The following is a 14,612-nucleotide window of genomic DNA, read 5'->3' as shown; positions in this document are numbered from 1 at the left end:
GTAAGATTTGGGGCAAAAAAGGTGGAAAAGTTATTCCACCTTTTTTATTTTTACTACGCTAAAAGCATTTCCAAATTAGTTTAAAATACTTTTTAACTAAAAATTCTTTGTTTTTATCTATTTTATTGATTTTAAAATAATACGCTCCTATATATTTGTAGTCTACCATAGCATAAGTAGGTTTAAGTTCATGGTAAGATTTGGGGCAAAAAAAGGGTGGAAATTTTCCACCCTTTTTTATTTCACTGTTATCTAGTTTAATCTTACTTATTAGCTTCGTATAAGCTAGCCACTTTCTCCCAGTTAATTACATTAAAAAATGCGTTAATATAATCCGGACGTCTGTTTTGGTAATTTAAATAGTACGCATGCTCCCAAACATCAAGTCCTAGAATAGGCCATCCTCCACAACCTACACCCGGCATTAAAGGATTATCTTGGTTAGGAGTAGAGCAAACCTCTAATTTTCCTCCTTTGTGAACGCACAACCAAGCCCACCCAGAGCCAAATCTGGTTGCTGCTGCTTTTGCAAAAGCATCTTTAAAAGCTTCAAATGAACCAAACGAGCTGTTAATAGCATCGGCTAATGCTCCAGTTGGCTCTCCTCCTCCGTTTGGCGACATTACTTCCCAAAATAAGTTGTGATTGTAATAACCTCCACCATTATTTCTAACAGCAGCATTATTCATATCTAACTCTTGCAGTATTGCTTCAATAGATTTTCCTTCTAAATCTGTTCCTGCAACAGCTGCATTTAGGTTGTTTGTATAACCATTGTGATGTTTTGTATGATGTATCTCCATGGTACGAGCATCAATATGAGGCTCTAAAGCATCATATGCGTACGGTAATTTAGGTAATTCAAAAGCCATAATGTTTTTATTTTTAAGTTAATACTTTATTATTTTTAAGCACCGTAAAGCTACTAAATTAGCAGCAATTATCTAAACTCAACTTATAGAGATTCATTATTTTGCAATAAAAAAAATCGTTACTACAATATGCCGTTTACAATTTATAATGCCTCTGCCGGGTCGGGTAAAACTTACACTCTTGTAAAAGAGTATTTAACCATAGTTTTGGGCGCAAAATCTCCTGATATAATAAGGCGCATTTTAGCCATAACATTTACCAATAAGGCAGTTAACGAAATGAAATCGCGTATTGTAAGTGCTCTTACAGAGTTTAGTAATCCTTCTGTATTGCAAAATCCTTCAAGCTTGTTTAGTGATGTTTCGGAAACTTTAAATTTAAATGCGCAAGAGTTACACCACAAGGCTACAAACACGTTACAATATTTACTGCATAATTATGCTTTTTTTGAAGTAAGTACTATAGACAAGTTTAACCACCGTCTTGTGAGAACTTTTGCTAAAGACTTAAACATCCCTCAAAGCTTTCAGGTAAGTTTAGATACTGATTTAATTTTAAAAGAAGCGGTAGAGAATATTTTAGATAAAGTTGGTGAAGACAAAAAATTAACCTCTATTTTAATTGATTTTGTGCTGTATAAAATTGACGATGATAAAAGCTGGAATATATCATACGATTTAAATGAAATTGCCAAACTTCTTATTAATGAAACCCATTACACAGAATTAAAAAAATTAGGTGATAAATCGTTAGACGATTTTAAAATCTTAAAAGAAAGGTTAAAAAATAAAGTTCAAAAACTAAAACAAGAATGTAAAACAGTTAGTAATAATTTTTTTAATTTAATTGAAGCCAATAATATAAAACCAGAGCATTTTAAAGGAAAATATATCCCTAACTATTTTAAAAAATTCCGCTCTGAAAACTATCCTAAAATAGACTACAGTAGCGCCTGGATGCAAAATATAGAAGTGTCGGGGTCTATGTATAATAAAACACAAGATGAATCTGTAAAAGCTATTATAGATACCATCCAGCAAAATATTGCTGGCCTTTTTTACAAGAGTAAAACGCTTTATAACACAATACACTTTTATAAAAAATTACTTTTAGACTTAACTCCTTTTTCTTTGCTAAATGTTATAAAACAAGAAATAGATGCCATAACGCAAGAGAATAATTTAATGTTAATCTCTGAGTTTAATAACATTATTAGTGACACTATAAAAAATCAGCCGGCACCTTTTATTTACGAACGATTAGGAGAAAAGTATAAACATTATTTTATTGATGAGTTTCAAGACACTTCACAAATGCAGTGGGAAAACTTAGTGCCATTAATAAGCAATGCTATAGAAAGTGAAGATCTTTCCGGGCAAACAGGCTCATTAATGCTTGTGGGCGATGTTAAACAATCTATTTACAGATGGAGAGGTGGTTATGTAGCGCAATTTTTAAACCTGTGCAATAACACCAATAATCCTTTTTCTGTTCCTCCAAATAAAAAAGTGTTAAACACAAACTACAGAAGCTTAGATAATATAATACACTTTAATAATGATTTTTTTAAAACCTCTTCTTTGTTTTTAAACAATCCGGAGTTTAAAAAAATATTTGAAGAAGAGAGCGCACAAAAAACTAACAACAAGCCGGGAGGCGTTGTTAGTATAGAATTTATAGAATATGAAAAGAAAGAAGAAGCACAACCTTTATACGCACAAAAAACTCTCGATAAAATAAAAGAGGTTACTAACAATTCTGGTTTTGCATACAACGATATTTGTGTGTTGGTAAGAAAAAATGATGAAGGAATTGTTATAGCAGAATTTTTAGCAGAAAATAATATCCCGGTACAATCTTCAGAATCTTTACTGTTGCAAAATAGCCCGGATGTTACTTTTCTAATAAATATTTTGGCATATGCCTTATCCCCAAACAACGAAGAAATACGTAGCGGTATTCTAAATTATTTATCCGACAAACAACCTGAAACAGATAAACATAACTATTTAAATAAGTATGTTAAAGATACTAAAAACACCTTTTTTAACCCCTTTAACTTTTCATTGCAGTTATTTTTACAATTACCATTGTACGAAGCAGTAATTTATTCCATTGATTGTTTTGATTTAACTCCTGATTCTGATGCATATTTACAATCTTTTTTAGATGAAGTTGTGTCGTTTAAGACTTCAAAATCTGGAGGATTAATTGCTTTTTTAGACTATTGGGAGAAAAAAAGAGATAAGCTAAGTATTGCCGCTCCAAACGAATCTGATGCGGTGAAAATAATGACCGTACACAAAGCTAAAGGACTTGAATTTCCTATTGTAATTTATCCCTTTGCTGACTCAATAATTAACAACAGTGATAGAAATAACATTTGGGTACCGTTATTAGAACAGGAAGACAAAGAAATTTTACCCTTTATTTTAACAGAAAAGAGTAAAAATTTAAGTGGTGTAAGTCAAAATCACCAAGCAATATGTGAGCAAGAAGACTATTTAAGCGAATTAGATGCTTTTAATGTATTGTATGTGGCGCTTACAAGAGCCGAAAAACAGCTTCATATTATTACTAAAAAGGTAAAAGAAAACGCATCTAAAAAAACTTACGCACATCTATTTTTAGCTTATTTAAAACACAATAACTTATGGTCAGACGCAAAAACTTATTATGAGGTTTACAAGAGCACTGAAAACACCAACTCTCAAAAAGAAAAATCATGTGCAGAAGCTGAGGTTATTAACTTTTATGTAAGAAACCCCATAAAAACCCCTTTTACAATGGTTACAAGAGCCGGAATGTTATGGGGTACACCACAACAAGAGGCTATCCAGAAAGGAGATCTTTTACACGATTTAATGTCGCAAATTACATATAAAACAGATATTGAAAATGTGCTTAACAGAGCACTAAAAAGGGGTAAAATATCTCAACAAGACACTGATCAATGGAAACAAACAATAATACAAATTACCAATCATCCGGAACTGTCTGAATACTTTACAGAAAAATACACCGTTAAAACCGAACCCAGCATTTATACTAAAGATGGTAAAGAAATTAGGCCCGACAGAGTAAACATTCAAGGCAATAATGCAATTATTATAGATTACAAAACCGGAGAGGAGCATGAAAACCATCAACAACAAATCCGTATTTATAGTGAAGCTCTAGAAGAAATAGGCTTTAGCGTTTTGAAAAAAGTTTTGGTGTATGTAGCCAATAACATAAAAGTAAAAACTATTTAGTAGTACATTTGCACAAAATTTTCTCAAACCATGTACGGAAAGATTAAAGAACACCTTGAAAAAGAGCTTCAAGAATTAAAAGATGCCGGTTTATACAAAAAAGAACGCATTATTACTTCTCCGCAAGGAGCCGAGATTACCATTTCGGGAAATAAAAAAGTAATAAATCTTTGCGCTAACAACTACTTAGGATTATCATCACACCCGGAGGTAATTCAAGCAGCAAAAGATGCTATGGACACTCATGGATTTGGAATGTCTTCTGTTAGATTTATTTGCGGAACGCAAGACATTCATAAAGAGCTAGAACGAAAAATTGCTGAATTCTATCAAACAGAAGACACCATTTTATATGCTGCTGCTTTTGATGCTAACGGAGGTGTATTTGAACCTCTTTTCACAGCAGAAGATGCTATTATTTCTGACTCGTTAAATCACGCCTCAATTATAGATGGGGTTCGATTGTGTAAAGCTAAAAGGTATCGTTACCAAAACAACGATGTGGCCGACTTAGAAACACAACTTAAACAAGCTAACCAAGACGGGGCACGATTTAAAATTATAGTAACAGATGGTGTGTTTTCTATGGATGGCTTAGTAGCTCCGCTAGATCAGATTTGTGATTTAGCAGACAAATATGATGCTTTAGTTATGATTGATGAGTGTCATGCTGCCGGATTTATTGGAGAAACCGGAAGAGGAACTCACGAAGAAAAAGGAGTACTAAACAGAATAGATATTATTACCGGAACCCTTGGTAAAGCATTAGGAGGAGCAATGGGTGGCTATACCACCGGGAAAAAAGAGATTATAGAGATGTTGCGTCAACGCTCAAGACCTTACCTTTTCTCTAACTCTTTAGCTCCTGCAATAGTAGGTGCATCAATAAAAGTATTTGACATGCTTACTAATAGCACTGAGCTAAGAGATAAACTACACTGGAATACAAAATACTTTAAGAAAGGGCTTAAAGAAGCCGGCTTCGATATAATTGATGGCGATTCGGCTATTGTTCCCGTTATGCTGTACGATGCAAAACTATCACAAATTATGGCCGATAAACTATTAGAAAAAGGCATTTATGTTATTGGGTTTTTCTATCCAGTAGTTCCTAAGGGTAAGGCTCGTATTAGAGTTCAGCTATCGGCTGCACACACCAAAGAACATTTAGATATGGCCATAAAGGCGTTTACAGAGGTAGGTAAAGAACTTGGTGTTATTTAAAAACACCTTAATTTTCCTACTAAAATCAAAAAAATTAATATATTTGGCTTTGTTAATAGTATTTAACAACTTACATTTGCGTTTAAATTAACACTTAAAACTTAAATAATTGAACATGAAACATCTTAGCAAATTATTGGTTGCTACGTTACTTTTAGTTGGACTTAGCAATGTTCAAGCTCAGGACAAAAATAACCCATGGCAATTTAACATTGGTGCTAATGCCGTAGACCTATATCCTACTAACCAAGAAGGAATGGGTACTTGGTTTGATGAGTACTTTAATGTTAGTGACCACTGGAACATTTTGCCTTCAGTTTCAACTTTATCTGTTTCTAGATATGTTGGTGATGGTTTCTCTATTGGTGTTAGAGGATCTATCAACAGAATAGAAAACATCGGAGACAATAAGGTTGACGATTTAGCTTACTATGGTGCTGATGGTACCATTAAGTACAACTTGAATGAGATTTGGGGTGGAAGCAAATTTGACCCTTTCATTGAAGTTGGTGGTGGTTACACTTGGATTGATGAAATCGGAGCTGGAACTCTTAACGGAGGTTTAGGTTTCAACTACTGGTTTACAGACAATGTTGGTATTAACTTCCAATCTACTTACAAGCACGCTTTTGAAGATTACCTTGCTCCACACTTCCAACACCAAGCTGGTGTAGCTATCAAATTTGGAGGAACTGACACTGATGGTGACGGTATCTATGACAAAGACGATGCTTGCCCAGAAGTTGCTGGTTTAGAGCAATTTAACGGTTGTCCTGACTCTGACGGTGACGGTATCGAAGATGGAAAAGATGCTTGTCCTAACGAAGCTGGTTTAGCTGAATTAAATGGTTGTCCTGATGCAGACGGTGACGGTATTGCAGATAAGGATGATGCTTGTCCTAACGAAGCTGGTTCTGCTGCAATGAACGGTTGCCCTGACTCTGACGGTGACGGTGTAGCTGATAAAGATGATAAGTGTCCAAACGAGGCTGGTCCTGCTGCTAACGGAGGATGCCCTTGGCCTGATACTGACGGAGATGGTGTTCTTGACAAAGACGACCAATGTCCAGAAGTTGCCGGAACTGTTGCTAACAACGGTTGCCCAGAAGTAACTAAAGAAGTACAAGATAAATTAAACGAGTACGCTAGAACTATTTTATTCGACCTTGGTAAGTCTTCAATCAAATCAGAGTCTTATGATGTTCTTAACGATATTGTTAACATCTTAAAGAAATATCCTAACTCAAGATTTACAGTAGAAGGCCATACAGATAGTAGCGGTAGCGCTTCTTTCAATAAGAAATTATCTGAGTTAAGAGCTCAATCTGTAGTAGATTGGTTAGTAAACAATGGTATTCCAGTGTCTAGATTATCAGCTATCGGATACGGTGAAGAAAAGCCAATTGCTTCTAACGCTACTAGAGCTGGTAGAGCTCAAAACAGAAGAGTAGAAATTAACTTAATCAAAGAATAAGTTAATTAACTCTCCATAAATCATTTTAAAAACGCTCCGATTTTCGGAGCGTTTTTTATTTTTAAGAAAAATTCTTTTTCATTGTATGAAACCATTTCTTGAAGAAGCTATAGACCATATATTATCTTCAATAAAAACTTTAGAAAATATTAAGCTGATTTTTCCGAGTAAAAGAGCCGGAACATTTGCTAAGTATTATATCCTACAAAAAACAAATCAAACCCATTTTGCCCCAGAAATATTAAGCATAGAAGAGTTTATAAAAAATGTTTCAGGCTTAGATTACGCCTCAGAGACTGAACTTTTGTTTTTGTTTTATGAGCATTATTCCTCTTTAACAGAAGCTGATAAAACCGATACTTTTGATGATTTTTTAACCTGGGCGCCAACCGTTTTACAAGACTTTAATGAGGTAGATAGGCATTTAGTTGATGCAAAGGAAATCTTCTCATATTTATCATCTATACAAGACATCAATCATTGGTATTTAAATGATATAAAAACAAACCTGCAAGAAAAGTATATTGCATTTTGGAAAAAGTTGTATGACTACTACAAGGTATTTACACAAAACTTATTAAATAATAATATAGGTTACCAAGGATTAGTTTACAGAAAGGCTGCCGAAAACATTAGAGATTATGCTACTTCTCAACCCAATAAATCGCACTTTTTTATTGGTTTTAATGCTCTTAATAAAGCAGAAGAGCATATTTTCACCTATTTGTTAGATAATGATAAAGCCGATATCTTTTTTGATATAGACAGCCACTTTTATAATAATACTATACATGAGGCCGGCTTATTTATTAAAAAACACACAACTTCTTGGAACTATTTTAAAAATAATCCGGTAAAGTGGTTAACTAAAAATTACACAACACAACCAAAAAACATAAAAATTATTGGTTGCCCCAAAAGTACCTCGCAAGCTAATTACATAGGAAATATAATAAGAAATGAAGAGCTGAACTTAACCCAAACAGCAATTGTTTTAGGAAATGAAAGCACGTTGTCTGCTACATTAAATGCTATCCCGGAAAGCATAACCCATGTTAATATAACTATGGGATATCCGCTAAAAGATACTCCACAAGCCGTTTTTATTGATTTACTTTTTGAGCTTCAGCTTCAAAAAAAACAGCGTGGATGGTATTATAAAAACATACTAAACGTATTAAATCATCCTGCATTTTCATTGTTACAAAAAAAAGAGTCAAGCAATAAATGGAATGATTTAGTTACTAAAATCAACTCAGAGAACTTAGCTTTTATTAAAAAAGAACAAATAGAAACTATAATACCTTCTCCGCTAACCTCATTATTGTTTTACGAAGCAACCCCGGAAAACTTCTTAAAAAACAGCAAACAATTAATCTTACAATTAAAAGAAGCCTATTACAATACTAACAATCCTATTGCTTTAGAAGCGCTTTACAGAGTTTATGAGCTTTTTAACCAATTAGAACAATACATTTGTCCTAATAATCACAATATGCGTTTACAAACGCTTTACAAATTATACAAAGAGCTACTTCAAAAAGCTTCTTTAGATTTTCAGGGAGAACCATTAGACGGATTGCAAATAATGGGAGTTTTAGAAAGCAGAAACTTAGACTTTAAAAATGTTATAATAAGTGGTGTAAACGAAGGGTTATTACCTGCCGGAAAAAGCTATAACTCTTTTATCCCTTTTGATGTAAAAGTTGCTTATAACTTACCCACATACAAAGAAAAAGATGCTGTTTACGGATATCACTTTTACAGATTATTACAACGTGCAGAAAATATTTACTTAATATACAACACTTATCCAGACAGCTTGGAAGGTGGTGAAAAAAGTAGGTTTATAATGCAAATTTTAACCGATAATTTGCCTAATCATAACATTCAAGAAGTTATTGCTTCGCCAAAAATTAATCAGAATGCAAAGACTCCTATAACCATTTTTAAAACCCCCGAGTTAATTACTAAGCTTCAAGAAATTGCTCAAAATAAAGGGTTTTCACCATCATCTTTAACAAACTATATCAGAAATCCTATAGATTTTTACTTTAAAACAGTTTTAGGCATTAAAGAAGCCGATGAGGTAGAGGAAAGTGTGGCCGCAAATACCTTAGGAAGCATCATTCACGATACATTAGAAAAAATTTATACTCCATACATCAACCAAAAATTAAATCCAGATATTATTGCATTGTTGTTAAAAACATATCCTAATGTGCTTGAAGCTGAGTTTCAAGAAAAAAACTTTTCTAAAGACAATAGCACAGGAAAAAATCAAATTATTTATAACGTTGCAGATCATTACATTAAACGCTTTTTAGAGGGCGAACTAAACGATTTAAAAAAAGGTAATGATATTATCATTTTAGCATTAGAAAAATCGTTGGCTATTGAGTTGAATCTTGATGGGCTTGAGATCCCTGTAAAGCTAAAAGGTAAAGTAGATAGAATTGATGTTAGAAACAGTATTACAAGAATAGTAGATTATAAAACAGGAAAAGCTGAAGCGAAAAACTTAAAAATAAAAGATTGGATGTTATTAAATGAAGATCACAATAAAAGTATTGGTTATCAGGTACTAACATACAGCTATTTGGGAGCCAATAATGGTTTGGTTTCTTTACCTGTAGAAGCCGGTGTTATCTCTTTTAAAAACTTAAAACAAGGGTTTATTTCATTTAATGACGAAAACACTAAAAGCTCCTTAATAACAGAGCAAACTTTAGCCGCATACAAAGAGCAATTATTTAACCTTATTCGTGAAATTTTAAATCCGGATATTCCTTTTAAGGAGAAAAAAGTCAAATAAATCAAAAAAGCCACCTTTGTGGTGGCTTTTTTGTGGAGCATATCGGAGTCGAACCGATGACCTTTTGGCTGCCAGCCAAACGCTCTAGCCAGCTGAGCTAATGCCCCATTAATATTTTTTTACACTAAGCACCAGTAAAGGAACAGTGCTGTTAAATTCGCGCTTCAAAATTATATTTTTTTCCCAAAGTTTGGTAAAAAATCCGCGTTTTCTTCTAAATACACATAGTAAGTCTGGTTTAAATGTTTCTATATGTTGCAGTACTCCCAAATAAGTAGTTGCGTTTTCTGTAACTGTAGTATTAGAACTTAATGATTGCAACGCTGGATTTATTACCAAATCTTCTTCTGTGTATTGTGGTGATTTTACAAGTAGCAAATGAACGTCTGCATTAAATTTTTCTTTAATGCTTTGCAAAGGTAGCAGCTTTTTAGCATTTTTAACAACCCCGGATTTAAAAGCAGTTAAAATATTTTTATATGGTTTAAAAGCTACTGCTTCGGGTAAAACTAAAGTCGGAATATTGGTTTGTTTTATTATACTCCCAGAGGTGCTTCCTAAAAATACTTCTTCACGGATATCGTTGCTTTTTGCCGAAAGAATAATTAAGTCTACTCCTAATTCTGCATCTATAGCTTCTACACCGGCAATTACATCTCCTTTGTAGGTTACAATATCTACTTGCACCCCTTTCCTGTTTACTTTGGAGATTACTTCTTCTAATCTTTCGGCGCTGGTACGTTCCATAATTTCAGAAATATTAGCTATAGTACCGGCTTTCGTCATAACCGTATAGGCCTGCATAACAAATACCTTGCTATTAAATTGTTCTGCAAAATCTATTGCATATTGTAAAGTTGCTACTGAGTTCTCGGAAGTTCCAATGGGTACGAGTATGTTTTTCACAATAACTTAATTTTTAAGTTGATAGCAGTATTTAGATTAAACCCTAAATTTAACCTTAATTTAAAAAAACAGAAAATTTATTTTCATGATACGCATGGCTTGTCTTACAGATGTAGAAAAAATTTATTCTCTAATGCGTGCGTGTGCTGCTAATTTAATTAACAAAGGCATTTACCAATGGAATGAGTACTACCCCACCAAAGAAATTTTAACTGACGATGTTAAACTGCAACAACTTTACGTATTAGAATCTAACCAAAATATCATAGGGTGCGTGGTTGTTTCTTTTGTTATGGATGATGAATATAAATCTGTTTCTTGGCTCACACCAACCACTAAACACATATACATTCACAGGCTGGCAGTACACCCAAAACATCAAGGTAAGGGTTATGCACAAAAGTTAATGCAATTTGCAGAAAATGTTGCTAAAAGCAATAGTTGTGCATCGATTAGGTTAGATACATTTTCTAAAAACCTTAGAAACCAAAAATTTTACGAACTTCGCGGCTATAAAAAAGTGGGAAAAGTTTTTTTTCCTAAACAAAGCGAACATCCTTTTTATTGTTACGAATTAGTACTGTGAGCAATACCATTTCCTTAAAACAAATAAACAAACTTGCTATCCCGGCTTTAATTTCGGGCGTTTCTGAGCCAATATTATCTATCACAGATACTGCCATTGTTGGCAACATGAACAAAGATGCTACGGTGTCTTTGGCTGCCGTTGGTATTGTTGGTGCATTCATCTCAATGCTAATTTGGGTTTTTGGACAAACCCGAAGTGCTATTTCGGCTATTGTTTCGCAATATCTTGGGGCAAATAAATTAGAGCAAGTAAAAAACCTTCCGGCTCAAGCTATTTTTATTATAACCTCATTAAGCGTTTTAATAATACTTATTACCTATCCGTTTGCTACTACTATTTTTAAACTTTACAATGCAGATGGTTTAATACTGGACTATAGTGTTTTATATTATAAAATTAGAGTTTTTGGCTTTCCGTTTACACTATTTACAATTGCCGTTTTTGGCACTTTTAGAGGGCTCCAAAACACTTTTTACCCCATGATTATAGCTATAATTGGAGCTGTTTTAAATATTATTTTAGATTTTGTTTTGGTATATGGTATAAAAGATTTTATACCGGCTATGCATATTGAAGGCGCTGCTTACGCAAGTGTAATAGCTCAAATAAGTATGGCTATATTATCTGCTTATTTCTTGCTGACAAAAACCTCAATTCCGTTGCGCTTTTCTTTCCCCTTCAATAAAGAAATTAAGCGTTTTATTTTTATGATTTTAAACCTTTTTGTTAGAACGGTTGCCTTAAATGTTACACTTTATTTTGCAAGTGCCTTTTCTACGGCCTATGGCAAACAATACATAGCTGCATATACTATTGCTATAAATCTTTGGTTTTTTGGGGCTTTTGTAATAGACGGTTTTGCAAGTGCAGGAAATATACTATCGGGCAAGCTTTATGGTGCTAAAAATTACCAAACATTAGTTGCCTTAAGTAACAAGTTAATTAAATACGGAGTTGTTGTTGGAGTTATTTTAGCAGTTTTAGGAAGCCTTCTCTATTATCCGTTAGGATGGATTTTTACAAAAGATCAAGAGGTTTTAAATACTTTTTACAGCGTGTTTTGGATTGTACTTGGCATGCAACCGCTCTGCGCATTAGCCTTTATTTTTGATGGAATTTTTAAAGGTTTAGGGAAAATGCGCTATTTAAGAAATTTACTGTTGTTTTCTACTTTTGGCGTATTTGTTCCTGTTTTATTTTGGTTAGATTCTTTAGGATTAAAACTTTACGCTATTTTTATAGCATTAACGCTTTGGATTATTGCCAGAGGACTACCTTTAATTTTACAATTTAGACGTATTTTTATACCGCTAATTAAACCCGTATAAAAACAATGTTACTCCTAATTTTGTTACAAAACATCATAGAAGAAAAGCTTAAAAACGCTCCGGATAACAGCTATCAAATAGGTGTTTTCATTGGTTCTATTTTACCTTTTATTGTTCTTGTTGCTATTGCATACGCAATTTATTGGTACAGAAAAAAACAACAGTAACTATCTGGTTTTAAGCCATCCTGTTATACTATAGCGCTCAGATTGTTTTACTTTCTTAACCTCGTGCTCTAACAACTGGCTTTCAAAAACAACCACTCTTCCGGGTAACGGGTGTATAGTATGCGCTATCTCTTTATTATTTTCTTGAGTGTATTTAACCAGTTCTCCTCCGTTTTCTTTACGCCAATAACTATCATTTAAATAACATACAAAAGAGAGCTTTCTTCTGTTGTCATTTATAAAAGTATCTAAATGACGCTTATAAAAAGTGCCTTTTGGGTAAATGGCATAATGAAACTCTTTATGAAGTATTCCTAAAAAACATGTTTTATTTAAGTAACAATTAGCGCATTTACTTTATTAAAAAACACTTTTTCTGCTACATTTATAGTGTGCTCATCTAACCAGTAAATGTAGTCTCCTCTAATAGATGTTACTATATTTTCGTTGGTTTTATTCCCGATAGCCGATTTTTTAAAGGCATCGTCATGATACCTCAGTAAAAGACAATTGCGCAGTGTAGTTACTTCTTTTTCAGAAAAAAAGCTATCAACCACACTAAAATGCTTAGAAAGCAAATCAGAAATAATTTTTTCGAACAACGGATTTTCATCAAAATCCAATTGTTCAAAAATATTTTCTTGCTTCATCTTTTTAAAATAACATCTAAATTACATTAAAAACTTAATAAATTCACAAAATGAATACCTTTGCAATGAATTTTTACTGCTATGAGCACCATTAGAATTACAAAGCAATTCAATTTTGAAACCGGCCATGCATTGTATGGTTATGATGGTAAATGCAAAAATGTTCATGGCCATAGTTACAAATTGTGGGTTACCGTAATTGGCACTCCCATTAATGACCCCAACCATGTAAAACATGGCATGGTAATAGACTTTAGCGATTTAAAGAAAATTGTAAAAGAAGAGATTGTAGATAAGTTTGATCACGCTACCGTTTTTAATAAAAACACCCCACATGTAGCTTTAGCCGAAGAGTTAAGAAGTAGAGGCCATAATATAATTTTGGCAAACTACCAGCCTACAAGCGAAAATATGGTGATTGATTTTGCCGAAAGAATCAAGGCCAGATTACCCAAAAACATTGCATTGCATTCTTTAAAACTGCAAGAAACCGAAACTTCTTTTGCAGAATGGCACGCTTCAGATAATTTGTAAAATAGCTGTTAGCTTTTAAATTCGTAGTATATTTACGCATGCAAATACCCAAAGGTAAAAACATATATTTTGCTTCAGACAACCATTTGGGAGCTCCCACAGCTAAAGATAGTTTTCCCAGAGAGCAAAAGTTTGTAAGGTGGCTTGACACCGTTAAAAAAGATGCTGCCGCCATTTTTTTGCTGGGTGATTTATTTGATTTTTGGTTTGAATATAAAACTGTTGTGCCAAAAGGATTTACCAGAACCTTAGGAAAACTGGCAGAAATTACAGATTCAGGTATTCCGGTGTATTATTTTGTAGGAAATCATGATTTGTGGATGCACGGTTATTTTGAAGAAGAGCTTAACATTCCTGTTTACCATAACCCTAAAGAATTTACCTTTAACAACAAAACCTTTTTTATTGGTCATGGAGACGGTTTAGGGCCGGGCGATAAAGGGTTTAAACGCATGAAAAAAGTGTTTACAAATCCTGTGGCAAAGTGGTTGTTTAAGTGGTTACACCCCGATTTAGGCGTTAGGTTTGCACAATACTTATCGGTTAAAAACAAGCTGATTTCGGGTGATGAAGATGTTAAATTTTTAGGCGAAGAAAATGAGTGGCTTGTTCAATATTGCAAACGCAAATTAACCGAAAAACACCGAGATTATTTTGTGTTCGGACATCGGCATTTGCCTTTAGAGATTACTCTAGCTGAGTCTTCAAAATACATTAATTTAGGAGATTGGATTTCGCACTATACTTATGCCGTTTTTGATGGCGAACAAATGCACTTAAAAACGTTTAAATAGGCTG

The 14,612-nt window shown here is 33.5% G+C and carries 11 protein-coding genes, 1 tRNA gene and 1 pseudogene; 9 read left to right on the top strand and 4 right to left on the bottom strand.

Going from position 1 to position 14,612, the window contains the following annotated elements; genetic code table 11:
• Positions 1–263 precede the first annotated feature (263 nt).
• Entirely contained in the window at positions 264–872 is a 609-nt protein-coding gene (locus ACZ5CF_RS03300) for a superoxide dismutase (RefSeq protein WP_464580354.1), read from the bottom strand.
• A 129-nt stretch (positions 873–1,001) separates the two neighbouring features.
• On the opposite strand from ACZ5CF_RS03300, the gene ACZ5CF_RS03295 reads away from it, so the two are divergent.
• The 4 genes from ACZ5CF_RS03295 to ACZ5CF_RS03280 all read left to right on the top strand — a co-directional run bounded on the left by ACZ5CF_RS03295 (position 1,002) and on the right by ACZ5CF_RS03280 (position 9,640).
• Entirely contained in the window at positions 1,002–4,127 is a 3,126-nt protein-coding gene (locus ACZ5CF_RS03295) for a UvrD-helicase domain-containing protein (RefSeq protein WP_464580353.1), read from the top strand.
• A 30-nt stretch (positions 4,128–4,157) separates the two neighbouring features.
• Positions 4,158–5,351, top strand: coding sequence for a glycine C-acetyltransferase (gene kbl, locus ACZ5CF_RS03290; RefSeq protein ID WP_464580352.1), 1,194 nt, complete (start codon positions 4,158–4,160; stop codon positions 5,349–5,351).
• Between the two features lie 115 nt (positions 5,352–5,466).
• Positions 5,467–6,825: an OmpA family protein gene (locus ACZ5CF_RS03285; protein WP_464580350.1), complete on the top strand. Its 1,359-nt coding sequence runs from the start codon at positions 5,467–5,469 to the stop codon at positions 6,823–6,825.
• 85 nt (positions 6,826–6,910) lie between these two features.
• The gene (locus tag ACZ5CF_RS03280) at positions 6,911–9,640 is read left to right on the top strand and encodes a PD-(D/E)XK nuclease family protein (protein ID WP_464580349.1); all 2,730 of its coding nucleotides are present in this window, start codon (positions 6,911–6,913) and stop codon (positions 9,638–9,640) included.
• A 33-nt stretch (positions 9,641–9,673) separates the two neighbouring features.
• On the opposite strand, the gene ACZ5CF_RS03275 is transcribed toward ACZ5CF_RS03280, so the two are convergent.
• Together ACZ5CF_RS03275 and ACZ5CF_RS03270 are read right to left on the bottom strand one after the other, a co-directional pair.
• A tRNA-Ala gene (locus tag ACZ5CF_RS03275) sits at positions 9,674–9,747 on the bottom strand.
• A 1-nt stretch (position 9,748) separates the two neighbouring features.
• Positions 9,749–10,546, bottom strand: a complete 798-nt coding sequence (locus ACZ5CF_RS03270; protein WP_464580348.1) for a universal stress protein — start codon at positions 10,544–10,546, stop codon at positions 9,749–9,751.
• A gap of 85 nt (positions 10,547–10,631) precedes the next feature.
• Between ACZ5CF_RS03270 and ACZ5CF_RS03265 the strand changes: the two genes are divergently transcribed.
• From ACZ5CF_RS03265 to ACZ5CF_RS03255, 3 genes are read left to right on the top strand one after another with little or no spacing between them, the layout of a single operon-like run.
• Positions 10,632–11,132, top strand: a complete 501-nt coding sequence (locus ACZ5CF_RS03265; RefSeq protein ID WP_464580347.1) for a GNAT family N-acetyltransferase — start codon at positions 10,632–10,634, stop codon at positions 11,130–11,132.
• Positions 11,129–12,463: an MATE family efflux transporter gene (locus ACZ5CF_RS03260; RefSeq protein ID WP_464580346.1), complete on the top strand. Its 1,335-nt coding sequence runs from the start codon at positions 11,129–11,131 to the stop codon at positions 12,461–12,463. The genes ACZ5CF_RS03265 and ACZ5CF_RS03260 overlap by 4 nt, the downstream gene beginning before the upstream one ends.
• A 5-nt stretch (positions 12,464–12,468) precedes the next feature.
• The gene (locus tag ACZ5CF_RS03255) at positions 12,469–12,630 is read left to right on the top strand and encodes a hypothetical protein (RefSeq protein WP_464580345.1); all 162 of its coding nucleotides are present in this window, start codon (positions 12,469–12,471) and stop codon (positions 12,628–12,630) included.
• On the opposite strand, the pseudogene ACZ5CF_RS03250 reads toward ACZ5CF_RS03255, so the two are convergent.
• Positions 12,631–13,280 (bottom strand): annotated as a pseudogene (locus tag ACZ5CF_RS03250) (2OG-Fe(II) oxygenase).
• Between the two features lie 81 nt (positions 13,281–13,361).
• On the opposite strand from ACZ5CF_RS03250, the gene ACZ5CF_RS03245 reads away from it, so the two are divergent.
• The gene (locus tag ACZ5CF_RS03245) at positions 13,362–13,814 is read left to right on the top strand and encodes a 6-pyruvoyl trahydropterin synthase family protein (protein WP_464580344.1); all 453 of its coding nucleotides are present in this window, start codon (positions 13,362–13,364) and stop codon (positions 13,812–13,814) included.
• Positions 13,815–13,852: 38 nt separating this feature from the next.
• Positions 13,853–14,608: a UDP-2,3-diacylglucosamine diphosphatase gene (locus ACZ5CF_RS03240; RefSeq protein ID WP_464580343.1), complete on the top strand. Its 756-nt coding sequence runs from the start codon at positions 13,853–13,855 to the stop codon at positions 14,606–14,608.
• Positions 14,609–14,612 lie beyond the last annotated feature (4 nt).

The organism is Lutaonella thermophila (genome assembly GCF_055387725.1).
The sequence above is the reverse complement of the archived record's forward strand: the minus strand, read 5'-3'. Positions and strand labels throughout refer to the sequence as shown.